Below are 18,567 nucleotides of genomic sequence, written 5' to 3'. Positions count from 1 at the left end.
CTCTATCAGATCCTTTCGGCGTCTGATTCCCGGTCGGCGGGATGTCTTCAGGCTTTTGGGCTTTCGCCCTTCGGCCTTTCGACATTCACTACGTTAGCTCATTTCCTCGGCGACTCATAATCGAGTCTCGCGATCGAATTTCAGGCACGCGGGCGCGCAGAAATCGACCCCTGTGAGGGGTTGTAGCTAGGTAGTGGGGTGGCCGCTCCGGCTGCAGGCGATTGCCGTACCCGGTTCAGCGGCTCGGGATACATTACGCACCTTCCAGGGACGCGTCAACTTGAGCGGCGCCTCGGGACGTGGGCCCGATAGGGGCTGACTGTCGGGTCGTCAGCAATCCAGTAACGCCAGGGATGGACGTCGCCGTTGCCGCCTTCGCCGGCGACTCCGGTGCGGGGGCCGTTCCGTACCTGGTGAGAGGGGACCCGCCGACCGGTGAGCATCCGCAGGGGCGTGTCACCGGAGGTGCATGCGTCCGTGCCGTTCAGGGCCCGGTCGACCTCGAGGGCCGTGGCCAGACGGGCCGGGCCTTTGGCCAGTTCCTTGTCATCACGGGCTGAAAGTCGACGTTTGCGAGCGAGGTCGACGCCCTCGATGACCTCGCCGGCGCGCAGCAGGACGGCGCTCGCCCGGCCCTCGGGGCCGCATACGAGGTTCATGCAGTGCCACATGCCATAGGTGAAGTAGACGTACACGTGCCCGGGCGGGCCGAACATCACCTCGTTGCGTGCGGTGCGGCCACGGTAGGCGTGTGAGCCGGGGTCGTTCGGGCCGTCGTACGCCTCGACTTCGGTGAGGCGGACGGCGATCGGGCCCTCGGGGGTCGTGCGGACCAGCACGCGGCCGAGGAGGTCCGGCGCCACCTCGAGGACCGGGCGGTCGAAGAACTCTCTCGGCAGGGGCATACGGTCCGGGGGCGCGATCATGCCGACCGAGGGTAGTGCAGAGGGGACATCGGCCCGGCGGAACCGGTCGGGGGGCGGTTCGCGTTTGTAGGGGTCGAGGGTCCTTCGTAAAGGGAGAGTCAATGGCGTTCAAGAAGCTGCTCGCGAGCCTCGGGGCCGGCGGGGCCTCGGTCGAGACGGTGCTGACCGAGGTGAACGTGGTGCCGGGCGGTGTGGTCCAGGGTGAGGTCCGCATCCAGGGCGGGTCCGTGAACCAGGACGTCGAGGGGCTGTCCGTCGGTCTGCAGGCCAAGGTCGAGGTGGAGAGCGGCGACCAGGAGTACAAGCAGGACATCGAGTTCACCAGGGTGCGGCTCGGTGGCGCGTTCGAGCTGCAGGCGGGCGCGGTGCACGCGGTGCCGTTCGGGCTCGAGATCCCCTGGGAGACACCGGTCACGATGATCGACGGGCAGGCGCTGCGCGGGATGCACATCGGTGTCACGACCGAGCTGGCGATCGCCCGGGCCGTGGACTCCGGCGACCTGGACCCGATCAATGTGCACCCGCTGCCGGCGCAGAAGGCGATCCTGGACGCGTTCATCCAGCTGGGCTTCCGCTTCAAGAATGCGGACATGGAGCGCGGGCACATCCGGGGTACGCGGCAGACGCTCCCCTTCTACCAGGAGATCGAATTCCACCCGCCGTCGCAGTACCGGGGCCTGAACCAGGTCGAGCTGAGCTTCGTGGCCGACGAGCACGCGATGGACGTCGTGCTGGAGATGGACAAGAAGCCGGGTCTGTTCAGCGAGGGTTCGGACACCTACCGGTCCTTCCAGGTGGGGCAGTACGACTGGCAGGGAACCGACTGGGCGGCTTATCTGAACCAGTGGCTGTCCGAGGTCGGCAGCAGGCGCAACTGGTTCTAGGCTCGGGAACTGCTGATTCCAGATCATCGATCAGGAGGTACCGAGGTGACCGAGCTGAAGCGGCGGCCGCTCCCCCATGATTTCCATCCGCCCGTGCCGTCGTTCACGGTGACGAGCGCGGACATCGAGGAGGGTGCGACGCTCAAGGACGCTCAGGTCTACGCGGAGGGCAACACCTCGCCGCAGCTGCGCTGGGAGGGCTTCCCGCCGGAGACCAAGAGCTTCGCCGTGACCTGCTACGACCCCGACGCGCCGACGGGCAGCGGGTTCTGGCACTGGGTCCTCTTCGACATCCCGGCCTCGGTGACGGAGCTGCCGGCGGGTGCGGGAAGCGGCAAGTTCGAGGGCCTGCCCGAGGGCGCGGTGCAGGTGCGCAACGACTACGGCACGAAGGACTTCGGCGGTGCCGCGCCGCCGCCGGGGGACGGGCCGCACCGCTACGTCTTCACGGTGTACGCCGTGGATCAGGAGAAGCTGGGTCCGGATTCGGACGTGTCGCCCGCCGTCGTCGGTTTCAATCTGCGGTTCCACGCCATCGCGCGTGCCCAGCTGATCGGTGAGTACGAGAACCCCGCGAAGGGCTGAGCGCAGCGCCGTGATTCAGCCGAGCGTTCATTGAACGTTTGCCCGCCTCCGGTCTTGGAAGTGATCGGAGGCGGGCATTTTTTATTGCGTTGTCCATCTCGGCGTGCCCGTCCAGAGTTGATCCAAGCCCGCCGGGGGGTGGGCAGGTGCACACGGGAGGTGGGCTGGATGCGTGACACGCTGGTGCTGAACGCGAGCTTCGAGCCGCTGTCGACGGTGACCTTGAACCGAGCCGTCGTTCTGGTGCTGCAGGACAAGGCCGTCGTCGAGCAGTCCCATCCCGAACTGCGGATGCGGGGCGCGGATGTGGACATACCGGCGCCGCGGGTGATCAGGCTGTGCAGGTACGTACGGGTGCCGTTCCGAAGACAAGCTCCATGGTCGAGGCGGGGGGTGCTGGTCCGGGACCAGCACCGGTGCGCTTACTGCGGGCGCAGGGCCACGACGGTGGACCATGTGGTGCCGCGGGCGCAGGGTGGGCAGGACACGTGGCTGAATACCGTCGCCGCGTGTGCGGAGGACAATCACCGCAAGGCCAATCGCACTCCTGTGGAGGCGGGCATGGCCTTGCTGAGGGAGCCGTTCGAGCCGACGCCGGCGGATGCGATGCTCTTGGCTCTGGGGCGGGAGGACTTTGACGCGCTTCCCGAGTGGCTCGCCCGGGATGCGGCCTAGTCGTCGGCCGGGTGCGCTTCGTCGGTGGCTGAGGGTTGTTCCTGGCAGATCGCGCGGTTCCCCGCGCCCTTTTTTTGGGGGCGGCGGGGAACTCGGCGTCCTGGACGTGCCCTTCAGTCGATGCTCGGCTTCTCCCTGCGCTCCGTGCCGTTGTTCTGGGGCGGGATGGAGCTGCCGCCGTTGCCCGAACCGCCGCCCAGGGGGCCGAAGTTGCCCATCGCGCCGGACAGGCCCTTGAGGGCGTCGCCGATTTCGCTCGGGACGATCCAGAGCTTGTTGGCGTCGCCCTCGGCGATCTTCGGCAGCATCTGCAGGTACTGGTAGGACAGGAGCTTCTGGTCCGGGTCTCCGGCGTGGATGGCCTCGAAGACCGTACGGACCGCCTGGGCCTCGCCTTCCGCGCGCAGGGCCGCTGCCTTGGCCTCACCTTCGGCGCGCAGGATCTGGGACTGCTTCTCGCCCTCGGCGGTGAGGATGGCGGCCTGGCGCGTACCTTCGGCGGTGAGGATCGCGGCGCGCTTGTCACGGTCGGCGCGCATCTGCTTCTCCATCGAGTCCTGGATGGAGGTCGGGGGCTCGATGGCCTTCAGTTCGACGCGGTTGACGCGGATGCCCCACTTGCCGGTGGCCTCGTCGAGGACGCCGCGCAGGGCCGCGTTGATCTCCTCGCGGGAGGTCAGGGTGCGTTCGAGGTCCATGCCGCCGATGATGTTGCGGAGCGTGGTGACCGTCAGCTGCTCGATCGCCTGGATGTAGCTGGCGACTTCGTAGGTGGCCGCGCGGGCGTCCGTCACCTGGTAGTAGATGACCGTGTCGATGTTGACGACCAGGTTGTCCTGGGTGATCACCGGCTGTGGCGGGAACGGTACGACCTGTTCGCGCAGGTCGATGCGGTTGCGGATGGTGTCGATGAACGGGACCACGATGTTGAGGCCCGCGTTCAGGGTCCGCGTGTAGCGGCCGAAGCGCTCGACGATGGCGGCGCTTGCCTGTGGGATGACCTGGATGGTCTTGATCAGGGCGATGAAGACCAACACCACCAGAATGACCAGGACGATGATGACCGCGTCCATCGTGCTCCCTGTGCCCCTCTCCGCCTCGCCTCTTCGGCAGATCTTATGGCTGTTGAAGATCTTGCTGGTCGAGTCTGACAGACTGCCGCCCAACTCGCCGGTCGGATGGCTCAGATGACGATTGCGGTGGCTCCCTCGATCTCCACGACGTCCACCTCCTGGCCGATTTCGTAGGCGCGGCCGGTGTCCAGGGCGCGGGCCGACCAGACCTCGCCGGCGAGCTTGATGCGGCCGCCGGAGCCGTCGACCCGTTCCAGTACGACGGCCTGTTTGCCCTTCAACGCGTCTATGCCGGTGGCGAGTTGGGGGCGCTGTCTGCTCTGGCGGGCCGCGATGGGCCGGACGACGGCGATCAGGGCGACGGAGACGACGGCGAACGCGAGGACCTGGATCACGGCGCCGAAGCCGAGTCCGGCGACGACCGCGGCCGCGACGGCGCCCACCGCGAACATGCCGAACTCCGGCATGGCGGTGACGACGAGCGGGATTCCGAGTGCCGCCGCGCCGACGAGCCACCACACCCATGCGTCGATGTCGTTCACACGGTCATGGTAGGGCCGGGGTCGGGCGGCGGACAGGGCGCGCGGGGGAAGCGCGCAGGGGTCAGGACATGGGCAGGCCCTGGGCGGTCCAGCGGTCGCCGACCTGCTCGACGACGAGCGGGAGGCCGAAGCAGAGGGAGAGGTTGCGGGAGCTGAGTTCCAGCTCGATCGGGCCGGCGGCGAGGACCTTGCCCTGGCGGATCATGAGGACGTGGGTGAAGCCGGGGGCGATCTCCTCCACATGGTGCGTGACCATGATCATCGAGGGGGCGATCGGGTCGCGGGCGAGCCGGCCGAGGCGGCGGACCAGGTCCTCGCGGCCGCCGAGGTCGAGGCCGGCGGCGGGCTCGTCCAGCAGGAGCAGCTCGGGGTCGGTCATCAGGGCGCGGGCGATCAGGGTGCGCTTGCGCTCGCCCTCGGAGAGGGTGCCGAACTTCCGGTCGAGGTAGTCGCTCATGCCGAGGCGGTCGAGGAAGGCGCGGGCGCGCTGCTCGTCGACCTCGTCGTACTCCTCGTGCCAGCCGGCGGTCATGCCGTAGGCGGCGGTGAGGACCGTCTGCAGGACCGTCTGGCGCTTGGGGAGCTTCTCGGCGAGGGCGATGCCGGCCACGCCGATGCGCGGGCGCAGCTCGAAGACGTCGGTGCCGGGCCTGCCGAGGGTCTCACCGAGGATGGTGGCGGTGCCCTTGCTGGGGTAGAGGTAGCTGGAGGCGACGTTCAGGAGGGTGGTCTTGCCGGCGCCGTTCGGGCCGAGGATGACCCAGCGCTCGCCCTCCTTCACCGACCAGGAGACCTGGTCCACCAGAGCCCGGCCCTCGCGGACCACGGATACGTCCTGAAGCTCCAGAACATCGCTCATGAGCGCGTTGTCTCCCCTTGCAGTGTGGCCGGTCTCGGCTGTCGCGTACGCCTGTGGCTCGGGCCGTAGTGCCGGTGGGCGCGGCCCTTATGAAATCTACGCCACGAGTACGCCGGTCCATTCCATCGGTCCGGTCCTTAGGGTGGGGGCATGCTCTCGGAACCGCGTTCAGGACGCCTTGCCGCTTGGGGAAATGCCCTTTTGGCCGGACTTGTCTCTCCGGATGACGCCGCGCTCGCCATTGTGGGCGAGGACACGGTGCACCGAGTGGCGGGGCTGCCCGGTGAGTCCGCGCCGGTCGGGCTCACGCTCGCGCTGGGGCGGCTGCGCACGCTGGGGGCGACCGGGCTGCGGGTGGCGCTGCCGGCGCCCGGGCATCCGCTGGGGCTGAGCGGTCCGCCGGAGTTCAACGCACGGGCGCTGGAGGCCGAGGAGGCGGTGGTCTGCTTCGGGACCGCTTTCGGGCTGGTTCCTCAGGCGTACGAGGCCGGGCCCGAGGGCGATGTGCGTGCCGAGGTGGTGTGGCATGTGCTGCCGGTGCGGGCGGCGCCGCCCGCCGATGTGCCGTCGCTGGGCGAGGCCGAGCGGGAACTGGCAGAGGCGCTGCGCGAGGCGACAGAGGTGCTGTCGAAGCTGGATGTCGCCGGGTCGGGTCCGGTGGCTGAGGCGGCGATCGACGCGTACCGGGCGCGGGCCGAGTCCGGGCGGGAGGTGCTGGCGCCGGGGTATCCGCCGCGTGCCGTGCGGGTGCTGGAGCTGGCGCGGCGGGTCGCTCTGCTGGTGTCGCTGGCGTACGGCAACGGGCACGGGGGTGCGGTCAGCTCCAGCGAGATGGCGGCCCGTGCACAGGCCCTGCGCCCCGTCGAGCGTACGGCTCGCCGGGCGCAGGTGGCCGCGTACAACTCCATCGTGGAGGAGCGGGAGCGCGGGGCACGCTGAGCGCGAAGGGCCCCCGGGCGACGGTGCCCGCAGGAGCCCCCGGGCGTCGTCAGCTGTTCGCGGCCTTGTTGCCGAACGCCGGGTTCAGCGCGGCGATCAGGTTGCCGCTGTCGCCGACGACGTTCACCGGCACGTGCAGCGGGAACTGGGCGACGAGGCCGGAAGCGGCGCCCGGGGACTTCTCGGCCACGCCGTGGGCGTCGGAGGCGGCGACGGCGGCGCCGGCCGACGCCCCGCGGCGATACCGGCGACGGTCACGGCGAAAGCGGCCTTCTTGGCGATGTTCATGCGGCGGGTTCCTCCTGCGTGTGCTGTTCCGACTGCGTGTGCTGTTCCGGCCCGGCCGTGGGTCGTGCGCTCATCAACGCCGGAGGTTCCGATGCGGTACGGCGGCCAGGGCCTGAGCGCCCGTTCGGTGCAGTCGGCCGACAAGCTGACAGGCCTCCCGGTGTGCCCGGGAGGCCTGTGGTCACGGTCGGCGGGACCTCACTGGTTGAGGCCGAGGTTGCCGAAGACCGGGTTCAGCGCGCCGATGACGCTGACGCTGTTGCCCACCGCGTTCACCGGGATGTGCACCGGCACCTGAGCGACATTGCCCGAGACGACACCCGGCGAGCCCTGGGCCTCGCCGGCGGCCTGGGCACCGCTGTGGGCGGAGGCCAGGCCCGCACCGGCGGCCATGAGGCCACCGGCCGCGATCGTCACGGCGGCTGCCTTCTTCAGGTTCTTCACTTTCCAACCCCTCCTAGGCGTTCACCACGGCGGTTCGCCGCAGCACGCACTGGAGAACGGCGCGGCCGGCCGGAGGATGCGCCGTCCGGGTGACATTCCCACGACGGTATGAATCTCAGTCCGGAGCATGACCCCCGGGGTTGCCGTGCGTGACGGCCGCGGTGGCGCGTCGGGTCGGGTGCTTCAGTCGGACACACCGTGGCGTACGGCCCACAGTGCGGCCTGGGTGCGGTCGGCGAGGTCGAGTTTCATGAGGATGTTGGAGACGTGCGTCTTGACGGTCTTCTCGGACAGCACGAGCGCGCGGGCTATCTCGCGGTTGGAGCGGCCGTCCGCGATCAGGCCGAGCACCTCGCTCTCCCGCTCGGTGAGCGAGGTGCCTCTGCCCTGGCCGGAGTTGGCCTCCTCCTGGGAGAGCAGGGCGTCGGCGACCTCCGGCTGGAGCAGGACGTGGCCGGCGTGCACGGAGCGGATGGCGCCGGCGAGGGCGTCGGGGTCCACGTCCTTGTAGACGTACCCGGCGGCGCCCGCGCGCAGGGCCGGGACGACCGTGCGCTGCTCGGTGAAGCTGGTGACGATCAGCACGCGCGCGGGGTTGGCGAGTGCGCGCAGCCGGCGCAGGGCGTCGATGCCGTCCATGCCGGGCATCTTGATGTCCATCAGGACGATGTCCGGGCGCAGCTCCTCGGCGCGGGCGACGCCCTCGGCGCCGTCGGCGGCCTCGCCGACCACCTCGATGTCGTCCTGCACCTCCAGGAAGGTGCGCAGGCCCCGGCGGACGACCTGGTGGTCGTCGACGAGCAGCACCTTGATCGGGTCAGCCACCGGGGACCTCCATCTCGATCGTGGTGCCCTTGCCGGGCACCGATTCCACGGTCAGCGTGCCGCCGACCCCGCTCGCCCGGTCCCGCATCGAGACCAGGCCCAGATGCCGCCCGGCGCGGCGGACCGTCTGCGGATCGAAACCGCTGCCGTCGTCGCTGACGCGCAGCACGGCTCCGCCGCCGCGCCGGTCCACGCTCACCGCGACGTGCTCGGCGCCGGAGTGGCGCAGTGCGTTGTGCAGGGCCTCCTGGGCGACCCGGAGCAGGGCCTCCTCCTGCGCCGACGGCAGGGCGCGGAAGCCGTTGCTGGTGAAGGTCACGCGCGCGGTGTGGGCGCGGTCGAGGACCCGGGTCTGGGTGCGCAGGGTGGCGATCAGGCCGTCCTCGTCGAGGGCGGCGGGGCGCAACTCCACGACGGCGCCGCGCAGTTCGTCGGCCGCCTCGGCGGCGAGCGCGGCGACCTGGTGTAGCTCGCCCTTCGCGCGCGCGGGGTCGCGGTCGACGAGGGCGGCCGCGGCCTGCGCGGTCAGGCGCAGCGAGAAGAGTTTCTGGCTGACCGCGTCGTGCAGTTCGTGGGCGAGGCGGGAGCGCTCCTCGGCGATGGTCAGCTCGCGGCTGCGTTCGTACAGGCGGGCGTTGGTGAGGGCGATGGCGGCGTGCTGGGCGAGGATGGACAGCAGCTCCTCGTCCTGCGCGGTGAAGCCACAGCTCCCCTCGGGCTTCGGGCGCGCGGGGTGTCCCCCTGCGGAATGCAGCTTGTTCGCGAGGAAGAGCGCGCCGATGACCTCGTCGCCGTCGCGGATGGGCAGGCCCAGGAAGTCGACCAGGTCCGGGTGGGCGGACGGCCAGCCCTCGAAGCGGGGATCCTTGCGCACGTCGGCGAGGCGCTCGGGGCGGGCCTCGTGCAGCATCGCGGCGAGGATGCCGTGCTGGCGGGGCAGCGGCCCGATGGCCTTCCACTGGGCGTCGCTGACGCCGTCGACGACGAACTGGGCGAAGCCGCCGTGGTCGTCGGGGACGCCGAGGGCGGCGTACTGCGCGTCGAGCAGCTCGCGGGCGGAGGCGACGATCGTCTTGAGGACGTCGCGCACCTCCAGATGCCTGCTCATGGCCAGCAGCGCGGAACTCACCGCGGCGAGGCCGGACCGGGGGCCTTGACTCATGTCCTCACGGTACCGGCGGGGTGTGACAACACGGATCGGACCGGGGAGGCCGGGACCGGTCCGCTCGGCCTAGGGCCGCCGGCCCAGGACCCATGGCCCGGGGCGTGCGGTGTACGCCGAAGGGCCCGCCTGTGCTGCGGCCCGCGCCGGAGGCGGCCCGGGCGGGGGCGTTCCTACGGTGTGGGCACCGCCGGAGCGGGCGGTCGGTGACGAGGGGACGGTTGTCATGCCGGTAGCGATCATCACAGGGGGCTCGAAGGGGCTGGGGCGGGCGCTCGCCGGGGCGCTGGCAGCGCGCGGCTGGGATCTGGTGCTCGACGCGCGGGGCGCGGGCCCGCTCGAGGAGGCCGCGGAGGCGGTCGCCGGGCACGGCACGCGCGTGGAGGCGGTGCCCGGCGATGTCACGGACGCCGCTCACCGGTCCGCGCTGGTGGCGGCCGCGCGCGAGCTGGGCGGTCTCGATCTGCTGGTGAGCAACGCGAGCGCGCTGGGCGCCGAGCCGCTGGTGCCGCTGGCCGAGCTGCCGCTGGAGGGGCTGCGGCGGGCGCTGGAGGTGAACGTGGTGGCCGCGCTGGGCCTGGTCCGGGAGGCGCTGCCGCTGCTGCGCGAGTCGCCGGCCGGCACGGTGCTGGCGGTCAGCTCGGACGCGGCGGCCGAGGCGTACGGGACATGGGGCGGTTACGGCGCCTCGAAGGCGGCCCTGGACCACCTCATGGCGGTGCTGGGCGTGGAGGAGCCGGACTTGCGGGTGTGGACGGTGGATCCCGGGGACATGGCGACCGGCCTGTACGCGGCGGCCGTACCCGGCGACACGGACCCGCGTCCGGCGCCGGCCGCTGTCGTACCGGCGTTCCTGCGGCTACTGGACGAGCGGCCGGCCGGCGGGCGCCATGTGGCGTCGGCCCTGCTGGAGGAGCGGTGAGGGGACGCGTGCGGGTGCCGGCGGGGCGGGCCGCGCGGGTGCCGGCCGAGCAGCGGGGGCCGGGGCTGGACCGGGATGCCGTACGGCTGCTCGTGTCGCGCGGTACGGAGGTGACGCATCACGCGTTCCGTGAGCTGCCGCGGCTGCTGCGGGCCGGGGACGTGCTGGTGGTGAACACCTCGCCCACGCGGGCCGCCGCGGTGGACGGGCGGATCGGGCACGCGCGCGTGGTGGTGCATTTCTCCACGCGCGGCGAGGACGAACGGTGGGCGGTCGAGCTGCGGGAACCGGACGGACGGGGTAGCACGCGCGCGCGTACGGGCACGTACGCGGGGACAGAGGTCTCGCTGCCGGGTGGGGCGCGGCTGGTTCTGGAGGAGCCGCTGAGTGCGCGCGGGGCGCGGCTTTGGTGGGCGCGGGGCGGCGGGGCGGACGTGACGGAGGTGCTGAGGGAGCGCGGGCGGCCGATTCGCTACTCCTACACGGAGCGGGATCAGCCGCTGTCGGTGTACCAGACGGTCTTCGCGCTGCCGGCGCCGGATGGGCAGGGCAGTGCGGAGATGCCGAGTGCGGCGCGGCCGTTCACCGCGCCGCTGGTGGCGGAGCTGGTGAGCCGCGGGGTGCAGTTCGCGCCGGTCGCGCTGCACACGGGGGTGGCGTCGGCGGAGGCGCACGAGCCGCCGTATCCGGAGCGGTTCGCGGTGCCGGCGGCCTCCGCACGGCTGATCAATGCCGTGCAGGCGGGCGAGGGACGGGTGGTCGCCGTCGGGACCACGGCCGTACGGGCCGTGGAGTCGGCCACCGGACCGGACGGGGTGGTGCGGGCGGCCGGGGGGTGGACGGATCTGGTCGTCACGCCGGAGCGCGGCGTGCGGGTGGTGGACGGGCTGCTGACCGGGCTGCACGAGCCCGAGGCCTCGCACCTGCTGATGCTGGAGGCGGTAGCGGGGCGGGCCGCGGTCGAGCGTGCCTACGACGAGGCGCTCAGCGGGCTCTACCTGTGGCACGAGTTCGGCGACGTGCATCTCATCCTCCCGGAGGAGGGGCCTCACACAGAGCGTTGCGATGGCAACTCCTGGTGAGATTGTTACGTCTTCGATGTGAGCCCGCACATAGGGTCCACATCACGTACGAAGGGGCATAGGAGATATAGCTCCCCCACACGAACGGGACAGACGGTCCAATCTGTCCCGTTTTGCCCTTCGGTGATCCACTACCCGGGATCGTACGTCACACCTTTGCCTGGGCATTTTGCGCCAGCTAAGAATTGCTCCCGTCGCTCAGCGCCGTGGGTCCACAGCCCATGGCGTTCGTGCGGGAGGAGCCGATTCCCCCGGCGGACGCAGGAGCGACCTCCGCGCTCACGAGAGGTCCATCAGCCGTGCCCAAGAACGTTCTCGCCCGATTCCATAGTCGCGCCCTGACCAAGCGGGGCAAGATCGCCATCGCCGGCGCCTGCTGCCTCGGCACCGCCGCGCTCGCGTTCTCCGCTGTCCCCAGCAGCGCCGAGACGGTCACCACCGGCGCCCCGGCCGTGACCGCCGAGGCCGCGAGCAGCACCCCGCTGAAGAACGTCAAGGGCACGGTCACGGACCAGCTCGCCACCGACACGGTCAAGCTGGACGCCCTCGCCGCCCAGAAGAAGGCCGCCGCCGAGGCCGCGCAGAAGCAGGCCGCCGCCAAGGCCGCCGCCCAGGCCGCCGCCGACGCCGCCGCGAAGAAGGCCGCCCAGGAGCGCGCCGACCAGGCCGCGAGCCGCTCCGCGCAGCGCCCGCAGATGGAGACGGTCGCCGCCACCAAGACCTACGCCAACAACCTCGACGGCTGGATCCGCGAGTCCCTGGACATCATGCGGGCCAAGGGCATCCCGGGCTCCTACAGCGGCCTGCACCGCAACATCATGCGGGAGTCCTCGGGCAACCCGATGGCCATCAACAACTGGGACATCAACGCCGCCAACGGCATCCCGTCCAAGGGTCTGCTGCAGGTGATCCAGCCGACCTTCAACGCGTACCACGTGTCCGGCACGTCGTGGAACATCTACGACCCGGTCGCCAACATCACCGCCGCCGCCAACTACGCTGCCCACCGCTACGGCTCGATGGACAACGTCAACAGCGCGTACTGAGGCCTGGCGCGGACCTCAGCCACGCACGCCGAAGGGCGGCACCCCAGCACGGGGTGCCGCCCTTCGGCCTTGTCGTGCGCGCCGTTACTTGCGCATGACCTCCGGCTCGTGGCGGCGCAGGAAGCGGGCCACGAAGAAACCGCAGATCACACCGAGCGCGATCAGTATCACCATGTCCATGCCCCAGGCCCCGGCCGTGTGGTTCCACAGCGGGTCGGTACTGCCCGGGTCGTCGGTGTTCGGGGCGATGTTGTTGAAGTCCAGCGTGGTACCGGCGGCGGCCACGCCCCAGCGCGACGGCATCAGGTACGAGACCTCGTTCACGCCGAGCGTGCCGTGCAGGGTGAACAGGCAGCCGGTGAAGACGACCTGGATGATCGCGAACATCACCAGCAGCGGCATGGTCTTCTCGGCGGTCTTCACCAGCGAGGAGATCACCAGGCCGACCATCATCGAGGTGAAGCCGAGGGCCATGATCGGCAGGCACAGCTCCAGCAGGGTGGAGCCGCCGAGGACGAGTCCCTGGTCGGGGACGGCACGGCTGGAGAAGCCGATCACGCCGACCAGCAGGCCCTGCAGCACGGTGACGGCACCGAGCACGACCACCTTGGACATCAGGTACGCCGACCGGGACAGGCCGGTCGCCCGCTCCCGCTCGTAGATCACCCGTTCCTTGATCAGCTCACGCACGGAGTTCGCGGCGCCCGCGAAACACGCGCCGACGGCGAGGATCAGCAGCACCGTGGTGGCCGTGCCGTTGGGCACGTGCAGGCCGGTCTGCGGGTTGATCGCCGCGTTGACCTTCAGGCCGCGGCTGTGCTGGATCGGCAGGCTGACCGCGCCGAGGACCGCCGGAAGGATCACCGACAGCAGCAGGAAGCCCCGGTCCGAGGCGATGACCGACACATAGCGCCGGATCAGGGTCAGCAGCTGTGAGCCCCAGGCCTGCGGCTTGGGCGGCCTGATGGCCTGCACCGGATGCGCGTGTACGGACTGCGGGGCCACGGAGTCGACGTCCGCCGCGTACATCTGGTAGTGCTGCGAACCCTTCCAGCGGCCCGCCCAGTCGTAGTCGCGGTAGTTCTCGAAGGCGGAGAAGACGTCGGCCCAGCTGTCGTAGCCGAAGAAGTTCAGTGCTTCCTCCGGCGGGCCGAAGTACGCCACCGAGCCGCCCGGCGCCATCACCAGCAGCTTGTCGCACAGCGCCAGCTCGGCCACCGAGTGGGTGACCACGAGGACGGTACGGCCGTCGTCGGCGAGGCCGCGCAGCAGCTGCATCACGTCGCGGTCCATGCCCGGGTCGAGACCGGAGGTCGGCTCGTCCAGGAAGATCAGCGACGGCTTGGTGAGCAGCTCCAGGGCCACCGAGACACGCTTGCGCTGGCCGCCGGAGAGCGAGGTGACCTTCTTGTCCTTGTGGATGTCGAGCTTCAGCTCGCGCAGCACCTCGTCGATGCGGGCGTCGCGCTCCTGCGCGGTGGTGTCGGCCGGGAAGCGCAGCTTGGCCGCGTACTTCAGGGCCTTCTTGACGCTCAGCTCCTTGTGCAGGATGTCGTCCTGCGGGACCAGACCGATGCGCTGGCGCAGCTCGGCGAACTGCTTGTACAGGTTCCGGTTGTCGTAGAGGACCTCGCCCTGGTTGGCGGGCCGGTAGCCGGTGAGCGCCTTGAGCAGGGTCGACTTGCCGGAGCCGGACGGGCCGATGACCGCGACCAGCGACTTCTCCGGGACGCCGAAGGAGACGTCCTTCAGGATCTGCTTGCCGCCGTCGACCGTGACGGTCAGATGGCGCGCGGAGAAGGAGACCTCACCGGTGTCGACGAACTCCTGGAGGCGGTCGCCGACGATCCGGAAGGTGGAGTGACCGACACCGACGATGTCCGCCGGGCCGAGCAGCACCGAGCCGCCCTTGGCGATCGGCTGGCCGTTGACGTAGGTGCCGTTGTGCGAGCCCAGGTCGCGGATCTCGAAGCGGCCGTCGGGCGTCGAGTGGAACTCGGCGTGGTGCCGGGAGACCTGGAGGTCGGAGACGACCAGCTCGTTCTCCAGGGCACGGCCGATGCGCATCACCCGGCCGACGGCGAACTGGTGGAACGTGGTCGGGCTGCGGTCGCCGTAGACCGGCGGCGCCCCCGCGCCACCACCGGGTGCCGCCTGCGCGTACGGATCGGCCGGCCCCGCCTGCTGCTGCGGGAACGCCGATGCCTGCGGCGGCTGTTGCCAGCCGGCCTGCCCGGCCTGCTGGGGTGCCGGCGCCTGCTGTGCGGCCGGTGCCTGCTGGGCTGCCGCCTGCTGCGCTGCCTGCTGGGCCCAGCCCGGTGCGCCGGCACCCTGCGCGGCGTACGGCGCCGGCTGCTGCTGGGCGGCGGCCCCGGACAGATTCAGCTGCGGCCCGTCGGTCGCGTTGCCGAGATGCAACGCCGAGCCCGGGCCGATCTCCATGTGCTGGATCCGTTGGCCCTGCACGAACGTGCCGTTGGTACTGCCGTGGTCCTCGATGACCCAACTACGGCCGTTGAAGCTGACCGTGGCGTGCCGCCAGGACACCCTGGCGTCTTCGAAGACGATGTCACCCTGCGGATCGCGGCCGAGGGTGTACGGCCTGGACGGATCCAGCGTCCAGGTCCGTCCGTTTGATTCCAGAACGAGTTCAGGCACTCCATGCCCCACTGAGTTGTCCCCCGAGTTACCCCCATCGCAGGGAGTCTAGGGATGTCGAACATCGGGGGGAACTATTTCAGGCCCGGCGCTCTGACCGAAACCCGGGCCTTGTCACGTGTGCCCCTGTGCGCTTCAACTCGCCCTGCGACCGGGGTTGAAACCCACTCGGAGAGTGGTAATCCCGGCGAGAGCGGACAACCTCGGCCGTGGCGCCGCGCCGTGGACCAGGGTCCGCCATGCGGCGATCGGAGGGCAGCCATGAGGTGCCCGGGGAGCTGCCCGTGAGGCATGCCGTGCGTGCCGGGGGTGCGCCGCCGGGACGGTGCCACGGGCGGACGCCCTGCCGTCGCCGTCGCCGCTCTGAAAGACGCCGAGGCGCACAGCACCATCGAGATCACGCCACCAGGGGAGAGCCCGGCCGATGCCCGCTGTTGCCGTGGCCCTCCCTACGATCCTTGCGTGCGGCAGGAGTTGGCACCACGCCCACCGAACTCCTCGCACGCGCGGGGGCGGTGGCCGTGCACTTCGTGGCCTTGCTGGGCACCCTCACCAGGACAGGGCATGCCGTCGCCACCGTCAGCGTCACGGTCACGGTCGGCGGCGGGGCGGGGGCGGGCTTGGCGGGGACCAGGTCGGCGGGGGCGGCTGCGCGGGGACCGGGTCGGCGGGGGCGGCTGCGCGAGGGCCGGGGCGGCGGGGCCGGGGCGGCGGGGCGGGCTTGCCGGGGACCGGGTCGGCGGGGGCGGCTGCGATGGTGGTGGTGGCCGGTGCGCTGGGAGCGGTCTGCACACCGGTGGCACGGCCGCCCGAGCGCGCCCTCGGCCTGGCCGCCCGCTGCGCACTGCGCCTCGGCGTCACGCCCCCCTGGCCCTGGTCCTGGCCCTTCCCCTGCTCACCTGGCTCACGACCGTCTCCGTGACCCCGTCCCCCTGTCCGTCCTCCCCCGGCTACGGCCCTTCGGCGCGGGCCTCGCCCTGCACGGCCATCTCGGCGCCGCGCTGCTCCTGGGGGCGGCGTGCCGTGCGGCGGCGGGAGCGGAACGTCGTGACTGGACCGTCTTTCGGTGGAAAGATTCCTGACACCGGCCCGACATCCATTGTTCCGTGTCCGTCAGGCGGACCTCGGCGGCGCGAGGCACTGGGTGCCGGATACGGTGGTGACACCATGAGCGCTTCGCAGACCTCCGCCTCACAGACCTCCGAGGTCCCCACTCTCCTCGTCAAGATCTTCGGCAAGGACAGGCCGGGCATCACGGCGGGCCTGTTCGACACCCTGGCCGCCTACCTCGTCGACGTGGTCGACATCGAGCAGGTCGTCACCCGGGGCCGTCTGGTGCTGTGCGTGCTGGTGAGCCAGCCCCCGGCAGGCCTGGAGGGCGACCTGAGGGCCACCGTGCACAGCTGGGCCGAGTCGATGAAGATGCAGGCGGAGATCATCTCGGGGCACGGCGACAACCGCCCGCGTGGTCTCGGGCGCTCCCTGGTGACCGTTCTCGGCCATCCGCTCACGGCCGAGTCGACGGCCGCCATCGCCGACCGGATCGCGAAGGCCGGCGGCAACATCGACCGTATCTTCCGGCTCGCCAAGTACCCGGTCACGGCAGTGGAGTTCGCCGTCTCCGGGGTGGAGACCGAGCCGCTGCGCACGGCCCTGGCCTCCGATGCGGCGGCACTGGGTGTCGATGTCGCGGTCGTCTCGGCGGGCCTGCACAGGCGCGCTCAGCGGCTGGTGGTCATGGATGTGGACTCCACCCTGATCCAGGACGAGGTCATCGAACTGTTCGCCGCGCACGCCGGCTGCGAGGACGAGGTCGCCGAGGTGACGGCGGCGGCGATGCGCGGGGAGCTGGACTTCGAGCAGTCGCTGCACGCGCGCGTGGCGCTGCTGAAGGGGCTGGACGCCTCCGTGGTGGACAAGGTGCGCAACGAGGTCCGGCTGACGCCGGGCGCCCGCACCTTGATCCGCACGCTGAAACGACTCGGCTACCAGGTCGGCGTCGTGTCCGGCGGATTCACCCAGGTCACGGACGACCTGAAGGAGCGGCTGGGGCTGGACTTCGCGCAGGCCAACACGCTGGAGATCGTCGACGGCAAGCTCACCGGCCGGGTCACCGGCGAGATCGTGGACCGGGCGGGCAAGGCGCGGCTGCTGCGCCGGTTCGCCGCGGAGGCCGGTGTGCCGCTGTCACAGACGGTGGCGATCGGCGACGGTGCCAACGACCTGGACATGCTGAACGCGGCCGGTCTGGGCGTCGCCTTCAACGCCAAGCCGGTGGTCCGCGAGGCGGCGCACACGGCGGTGAACTTCCCCTTCCTCGACACCGTGCTGTATCTGCTGGGCATCACCCGCGAAGAGGTCGAGGCGGCCGACACGCACGACGAGGGCTGAGCAGGCCCGGCGGCCCCGTGCATGCGGGAGGGCCCGGCACCGTGGGTGCCGGGCCCTCCCGCATGCACGGGGTCATTCAGTGGGCGCCCAGTAGTCCGTTAGCGTGGCCGCACCCGGCTCCAGGCTCTTCCAGGGGCCGTCCAAGGACAGCAGCGCGAAGGCGGCGGCCGGGAATCCGTGGCGCTGCATCCGCTCCAGGGCATCTCCCCCGGACTCACCGGACAGGATGTCGGCCAGGCCGTGCACACCCGGGTTGTGCCCGATCAGGATCACGTTGCGCACGTCGTCCGGGGTCTCGTTGAGCAGGGCGATCAGCTCGCCGGGCGAGGCCTCGTAGACCCGCTCCTCGTAGACGGTCCGCGGCCGCTCGGGCAGCTCGTGGACGGCGAGCTTCCAGGTCTCGCGGGTCCGGACCGCGGTGGAGCACAGGGCCAGGTCGAAGGCGATACCGGTGTCGGCCAGCTTGCGTCCGGCGACCGCGGCGTCCATGCGTCCGCGCTCGGCGAGCGGGCGCTCGTGGTCGGGCACCTGGGGCCAGTCGGCTTTCGCATGCCGGAAGAGGACGATCCTGCGAGGTTCTGCGGCGCTCATGCGCTCCAGCTTCGCATGAAACACGCCAAGCGGTGCAGGGAGTTGGTCTGCGGATTCACCGCGCGCGGGGGCTTCGGATCAGCGCGCGAGGAGCTGCTGGGCGCGCTCGAAGACCTGCGTGATCGCCGGGTCGCCGCTCGCCGCGTGCGCGTCCGACGGGTTCAGTATCAGCAACAGCAACGCGACGAACGCGAGCGCGGGCAGGGCGAGGGCCCACCAGGGCAACCTGATGTCGACACCGCCCGCGGTCGCCGGGTGGGGCCGGGAGTGGGTGCGGGCCGGCATGATCGCCTCCGTGGGACTTCGAGCGGGTCCGTGACCGCCCTGCGCGGTCACATCTCGAAGCTACGGAATCGAAGGCCGCCAACCCATCCGGACTTCCACCCAGTTGACCCTGACCCTTACCCCCTAGGGGATGGTGGGGCCAGCCCCACCATCCGCAGGCAGGGCAGGCGCGTCACGGGGAGGCGAGGGTCGCGATGATGGCGATGATCACGAAGATGGCGAAGAACGAGCCGAAGACGATCAGCATCTTCTTCTGACCGTTCTGCGGGTTCGGGTCGAGCACAGGCTGCATGCCGTCAGTCTCGCACCGGCCCCGCGCGCGGGTGCCGCCGGGGTGGCCCGCTCGGCGTGGCGCCGGGTGGCCCGCTCGGCGTGGCGCCGGGGTGGCGC

General features: G+C 70.9%; 20 protein-coding genes. 8 read left to right on the top strand and 12 right to left on the bottom strand.

What is annotated here, in order from left to right; genetic code table 11:
• Nucleotides 1-275: 275 nt before the first annotated feature.
• Nucleotides 276-926 carry a DNA-3-methyladenine glycosylase gene (locus A6P39_RS31925; protein ID WP_067048962.1) on the bottom strand — a complete coding sequence of 217 codons (651 nt, stop codon included), beginning with the start codon at nt 924-926 and terminating at the stop codon, nt 276-278.
• A gap of 101 nt (nt 927-1,027) precedes the next feature.
• On the opposite strand from A6P39_RS31925, the gene A6P39_RS31920 reads away from it, so the two are divergent.
• From A6P39_RS31920 to A6P39_RS31910, 3 genes are all read left to right on the top strand, one after another.
• Nucleotides 1,028-1,810, top strand: a complete 783-nt coding sequence (locus A6P39_RS31920; protein ID WP_067048959.1) for a sporulation protein — start codon at nt 1,028-1,030, stop codon at nt 1,808-1,810.
• Nucleotides 1,811-1,855: 45 nt separating this feature from the next.
• On the top strand, nt 1,856-2,395 hold the full coding sequence (locus tag A6P39_RS31915) for a YbhB/YbcL family Raf kinase inhibitor-like protein (protein WP_067048956.1): 540 nt from the start codon (nt 1,856-1,858) through the stop codon (nt 2,393-2,395).
• Nucleotides 2,396-2,563: 168 nt separating this feature from the next.
• A complete protein-coding gene (locus tag A6P39_RS31910; protein ID WP_067048952.1) occupies nt 2,564-3,070 on the top strand; it encodes an HNH endonuclease in 507 nt (168 codons plus the stop codon).
• 113 nt (nt 3,071-3,183) lie between these two features.
• On the opposite strand, the gene A6P39_RS31905 is transcribed toward A6P39_RS31910, so the two are convergent.
• From A6P39_RS31905 to A6P39_RS31895, 3 genes are all read right to left on the bottom strand, one after another.
• On the bottom strand, nt 3,184-4,143 hold the full coding sequence (locus tag A6P39_RS31905) for an SPFH domain-containing protein (protein WP_067048949.1): 960 nt from the start codon (nt 4,141-4,143) through the stop codon (nt 3,184-3,186).
• Between the two features lie 110 nt (nt 4,144-4,253).
• The gene (locus tag A6P39_RS31900; protein ID WP_067048946.1) at nt 4,254-4,685 is read right to left on the bottom strand and encodes an NfeD family protein; all 432 of its coding nucleotides are present in this window, start codon (nt 4,683-4,685) and stop codon (nt 4,254-4,256) included.
• A 61-nt stretch (nt 4,686-4,746) separates the two neighbouring features.
• A complete protein-coding gene (locus A6P39_RS31895) occupies nt 4,747-5,544 on the bottom strand; it encodes an ABC transporter ATP-binding protein (RefSeq protein WP_067048942.1) in 798 nt (265 codons plus the stop codon).
• 150 nt (nt 5,545-5,694) lie between these two features.
• Here A6P39_RS31895 and A6P39_RS31890 point away from each other — a divergent pair, with 150 nt between their 5' ends.
• Complete coding sequence (locus A6P39_RS31890; protein WP_079133517.1) at nt 5,695-6,483, top strand: hypothetical protein; 789 nt, start codon at nt 5,695-5,697, stop codon at nt 6,481-6,483.
• A 49-nt stretch (nt 6,484-6,532) separates the two neighbouring features.
• Here A6P39_RS31890 and A6P39_RS45590 read toward each other — a convergent pair whose 3' ends face one another.
• The 4 genes from A6P39_RS45590 to A6P39_RS31870 all read right to left on the bottom strand — a co-directional run bounded on the left by A6P39_RS45590 (nt 6,533) and on the right by A6P39_RS31870 (nt 9,202).
• Nucleotides 6,533-6,673 (bottom strand): chaplin, encoded by a 141-nt coding sequence (locus tag A6P39_RS45590; protein WP_443053002.1) that lies wholly within the window; start codon nt 6,671-6,673, stop codon nt 6,533-6,535.
• Between the two features lie 296 nt (nt 6,674-6,969).
• Complete coding sequence (locus tag A6P39_RS31880; RefSeq protein WP_067048936.1) at nt 6,970-7,215, bottom strand: chaplin; 246 nt, start codon at nt 7,213-7,215, stop codon at nt 6,970-6,972.
• A gap of 183 nt (nt 7,216-7,398) precedes the next feature.
• Nucleotides 7,399-8,040 carry a response regulator gene (locus A6P39_RS31875; RefSeq protein WP_067048933.1) on the bottom strand — a complete coding sequence of 214 codons (642 nt, stop codon included), beginning with the start codon at nt 8,038-8,040 and terminating at the stop codon, nt 7,399-7,401.
• Nucleotides 8,033-9,202, bottom strand: coding sequence for a GAF domain-containing sensor histidine kinase (locus tag A6P39_RS31870; protein WP_067048929.1), 1,170 nt, complete (start codon nt 9,200-9,202; stop codon nt 8,033-8,035). Before A6P39_RS31870 ends, A6P39_RS31875 begins: the two co-directional genes overlap by 8 nt.
• A gap of 226 nt (nt 9,203-9,428) precedes the next feature.
• On the opposite strand from A6P39_RS31870, the gene A6P39_RS31865 reads away from it, so the two are divergent.
• The 3 genes from A6P39_RS31865 (at nt 9,429) to A6P39_RS31855 (ending at nt 12,252) form a co-directional block, all read left to right on the top strand.
• On the top strand, nt 9,429-10,124 hold the full coding sequence (locus A6P39_RS31865; RefSeq protein ID WP_067048926.1) for an SDR family NAD(P)-dependent oxidoreductase: 696 nt from the start codon (nt 9,429-9,431) through the stop codon (nt 10,122-10,124).
• Between the two features lie 8 nt (nt 10,125-10,132).
• Entirely contained in the window at nt 10,133-11,206 is a 1,074-nt protein-coding gene (locus tag A6P39_RS31860; protein WP_443053077.1) for an S-adenosylmethionine:tRNA ribosyltransferase-isomerase, read from the top strand.
• 299 nt (nt 11,207-11,505) lie between these two features.
• A complete protein-coding gene (locus A6P39_RS31855; protein ID WP_067048921.1) occupies nt 11,506-12,252 on the top strand; it encodes a transglycosylase SLT domain-containing protein in 747 nt (248 codons plus the stop codon).
• 84 nt (nt 12,253-12,336) lie between these two features.
• On the opposite strand, the gene A6P39_RS31850 is transcribed toward A6P39_RS31855, so the two are convergent.
• On the bottom strand, nt 12,337-14,910 hold the full coding sequence (locus A6P39_RS31850) for an ABC transporter ATP-binding protein/permease (RefSeq protein ID WP_067048918.1): 2,574 nt from the start codon (nt 14,908-14,910) through the stop codon (nt 12,337-12,339).
• A 1,167-nt stretch (nt 14,911-16,077) separates the two neighbouring features.
• On the opposite strand from A6P39_RS31850, the gene serB reads away from it, so the two are divergent.
• Nucleotides 16,078-17,301 carry a phosphoserine phosphatase SerB gene (gene serB, locus A6P39_RS31845; protein ID WP_067048916.1) on the top strand — a complete coding sequence of 408 codons (1,224 nt, stop codon included), beginning with the start codon at nt 16,078-16,080 and terminating at the stop codon, nt 17,299-17,301.
• A gap of 72 nt (nt 17,302-17,373) precedes the next feature.
• Here serB and A6P39_RS31840 read toward each other — a convergent pair whose 3' ends face one another.
• The 3 genes from A6P39_RS31840 to A6P39_RS31830 form a co-directional block, all read right to left on the bottom strand.
• Complete coding sequence (locus A6P39_RS31840; protein ID WP_067048912.1) at nt 17,374-17,892, bottom strand: SixA phosphatase family protein; 519 nt, start codon at nt 17,890-17,892, stop codon at nt 17,374-17,376.
• A 78-nt stretch (nt 17,893-17,970) separates the two neighbouring features.
• Nucleotides 17,971-18,177, bottom strand: coding sequence for a hypothetical protein (locus A6P39_RS31835; RefSeq protein WP_067048908.1), 207 nt, complete (start codon nt 18,175-18,177; stop codon nt 17,971-17,973).
• Between the two features lie 172 nt (nt 18,178-18,349).
• The gene (locus tag A6P39_RS31830) at nt 18,350-18,469 is read right to left on the bottom strand and encodes an SGM_5486 family transporter-associated protein (protein ID WP_267133403.1); all 120 of its coding nucleotides are present in this window, start codon (nt 18,467-18,469) and stop codon (nt 18,350-18,352) included.
• Nucleotides 18,470-18,567: the final 98 nt, after the last annotated feature.

Source organism: Streptomyces sp. FXJ1.172, from assembly GCF_001636945.3.
In the GTDB taxonomy this organism is placed as follows: domain Bacteria; phylum Actinomycetota; class Actinomycetes; order Streptomycetales; family Streptomycetaceae; genus Streptomyces.
Note: the sequence above shows the minus strand (reverse complement) of the source record. Positions and strands in the feature narration are given on the sequence as shown.